Below are 2,443 nucleotides of genomic sequence, written 5' to 3' on the forward strand. Positions count from 1 at the left end.
ATTTATTTAAAATAGCCATTAAAAATTATTCTGCATGTTCCATACACAACGTAGCATATGGCAGCGCTTTTAAGCGTTGCGCTTCAATTTGTTTGCCGCACACTTCACATTCACCGTAGGTACCGTTTTCAATACGGCTTAGCGCGTTTTCGACGTAGATAAGACTTTGACGTGCTTCATCCATCAAGCTTGCGCGCATGTCGTTTTGACGGTATGAGATGGCCTGATCTTCCCAATGTTCATTGAGGTCGTCTTGTGGGTTTTGAATATGGTCTTCGATTTTATCAATGCGAGTTTCATATTCTTCCTTTAGGTTTAGCAGGTCTTGTTTGGCAGTTTCAATATCAATACTCATAATTTTCTCCTGAGAAATTGTTTTTATTGTTAGGTTTATTATTCATTATCATCATAGGTTTTATAATAAGCTGCTTTCTTATAATGAGCGGTGCTTATCACAAACACTCTTTTATCATAAACAGGCTGATGATGAAGTACCACCACGAAATGTTACTATTTTTAGTGCATGTGATTACTATTGAAATTTAGCAGTTATATAGATTGATAATCTATAGCACAAAATTTATCGCAGTTCTTTATAAGAGAAGACTAAAAACTGCTAGAATACACCGCTGAAATTCTTGCTTGGACAGTTCTATAAAACCAAGCGCGAGAATGACCCATAATATACGTTTTAAGATAACTATTGAGTGAAAACGTTTTGCAGTTAGCAAACAGCCATATTGTAGATTAACCATAGATGATGCATAGGAGCAGGTAATGAATTTTTTGCGTATGAGTGAGCTGAGCTTAGCGGATAAGGTGGTATTGATTCGTGAAGACTTAAATGTGCCTATCAAAGATGGCAAAGTCGCAAGCGATGCGCGCCTGCAAGCTAGTTTGCCTACCATCAAAATGGCATTAGAAAAGGGCGCGGCGGTGATTGTTTGCTCACACCTCGGTCGTCCGACAGAAGGTAGTCCTGAGGCCATCTATTCGCTTGCGCCAGTTGCTGACTATTTAAGCGATAAGCTAGCTGCGCCAGTCAGCTTAAATAAAGACTATCTAATTCAAGGCGTGGCAATTAAGGCAGGCGAAGTCGTGCTGCTAGAAAACGTACGCTTTAATAATGGCGAGAAGAAAAACGACGCAGCGTTGGCGCAAAAATATGCGGATTTGTGCGATGTGTTTGTCATGGATGCTTTTGGTACGGCACACCGCGCGCAAGCGTCAACCGAAGGCGTGACCCAAGCCATGCATCAAGCGGGCAAAGTCGCTTGCGCTGGACCTTTATTGGCCGCTGAGCTTGATGCTTTGAGTATTGCGCTTGAAACGCCAGCCCAACCGATGCTGGCAATCGTTGGTGGTTCAAAGGTTTCGACCAAGCTTGAAGTGTTACATAGCTTAGCAGAAGTATGCTCGCAGATTATCGTTGGCGGCGGTATTGCCAATACTTTTTTGGCAGCGCAAGGTCATAGCGTTGGGGCATCATTATATGAAGCGGAATTGGTCGATACCGCTCGTGATATTATGAGTAAGACTGAGATTTTATTGCCAGAGTGTGTGGTCGTGGCCGATAAAAATGAGATTGATTTTGCAGATTTTACCGGCTCATTGCAAAAAGCCACTGCTACCATCAAGTCGGTCGATGCCATCGGCGACAATGACATGATTTTAGACATCGCGCCAGAGAGTGCCGAGCAATTAGCGGCTGCTATCATTAAGGCAAAAACCATTTTATGGAATGGACCGGTCGGCGTATTTGAAGTCGATGCTTTTGGTCAAGGTACGCAAATCGTGGCAAACGCAGTTAAAGACAGCCAAGGGTTTTCGATTGCGGGCGGCGGTGACACGTTAGCGGCAATTGATAAATATCAAGTGGTTGATGGGGTCAGCTATATGTCAACGGGCGGCGGCGCGTTCTTGGAATTTGTAGAAGGTAAAGTGTTGCCAGCAGTCGCTGCCTTACAAATCAGCGAGTAATCGTTTTATCGTCATTTATCAATTAAGTAACATTAGACGTACAACTTATTATGAGCATCTGGGGTAGGCTATAAAAATAATAAAGTGACTACCGTGTTTAGTTTTATTGCTGTTTGGCCTGTCTGTATGAGAGCTGCAGCATAAAAGTGAGCATGAAAGGTCACAGCTTATTATTAAGTAGTAATTATTTGTTTCCATACTGAAAATTATGATTGCATGCCCAATTTGTACTCTATAAAATAGCGAAAATCATGTATTTGGCATGCTTTATTTACGAGAGGTTTATTATGTTAAAACGTCATTTGTTACTTGCTAGTGTCCTTGCTGGCACCTTTGCAATTACTGCATGTAGCCAAGAAACACAAGATAAAACGGAAGCTGCTGCTGAGTCTGCTGGTGATGACGCTGCTGCTAACACAGAAGTTGCCGCTGCTGAAACAGAGGCCGCTGCTGCTGACGCTGA

General features: G+C 42.6%; 2 protein-coding genes. One reads left to right on the forward strand and one right to left on the reverse strand.

Annotation, left to right across the window (positions count from 1 at the left end; all coding sequences use genetic code 11):
- Positions 1-25: 25 nt before the first annotated feature.
- Positions 26-355 (reverse strand): TraR/DksA family transcriptional regulator, encoded by a 330-nt coding sequence (locus V7D75_RS12475; protein ID WP_144297721.1) that lies wholly within the window; start codon positions 353-355, stop codon positions 26-28.
- A 422-nt stretch (positions 356-777) separates the two neighbouring features.
- Here V7D75_RS12475 and V7D75_RS12480 point away from each other — a divergent pair, with 422 nt between their 5' ends.
- A complete protein-coding gene (locus V7D75_RS12480; RefSeq protein WP_333614812.1) occupies positions 778-1,980 on the forward strand; it encodes a phosphoglycerate kinase in 1,203 nt (400 codons plus the stop codon).
- The last annotated feature ends 463 nt before the right edge of the window (positions 1,981-2,443 follow it).

Origin of the sequence: Psychrobacter sp., from assembly GCF_036731945.1 — a bacterium.
Lineage (GTDB): Bacteria > Pseudomonadota > Gammaproteobacteria > Pseudomonadales > Moraxellaceae > Psychrobacter.